Source organism: Lentzea sp. NBRC 105346 (assembly GCF_030269605.1).
GTDB lineage: Bacteria > Actinomycetota > Actinomycetes > Mycobacteriales > Pseudonocardiaceae > Lentzea.
In genome coordinates this window covers 1-491 of sequence record NZ_BSTQ01000050.1, presented here as the reverse complement: position 1 = coordinate 491, position 491 = coordinate 1, and the positions used below count along the sequence as shown (strand labels likewise).

The window sequence follows — 491 nt, the reverse complement described above, 5'->3', positions numbered from 1 at the left end:
CTAGACTTTTCGCAGTCTCCTACGTCCTTCATCGGCTCCTGGTGCCAAGACATCCACCGTATGCCCTTACTAACTTGCTACAAAGATGCTCGCATCCACTGTGCAGTTCTCAAAGAACGAACGGTCAACACCCTCTATCCGCAACCCGCCTACCGGCCACCGCCGGCGGTTCGAGAGCTAGGATGTTCCGATCACTGAAAGACACTCACGTGTTCTCTCAGGACCCAACAGCGTACCGATCTGTCCACTCAGCCCTCCCGACACCTTTCCACGCACCCGAAGGCGCAGTACTCACTGTCGTGACAACCGAACGTCTAGCCAGCCAGCATCCACTAGTGAGCACCGCCGGCCTCGAGGACCGTGCGGGTTCTGACCACCACCAGGACGTTCGCCTGATGCGTGGTAGATGCTCCTTAGAAAGGAGGTGATCCAGCCGCACCTTCCGGTACGGCTACCTTGTTACGACTTCGTCCCAATCGCCAGTCCCACCT

1 rRNA gene is annotated in these 491 nt (G+C 57.8%); it reads right to left on the bottom strand.

Annotated features, from left to right (window positions below):
- Positions 1–417: 417 nt before the first annotated feature.
- Positions 418–491, bottom strand: a 16S ribosomal RNA gene (locus QSK35_RS42555); the annotation flags it as partial.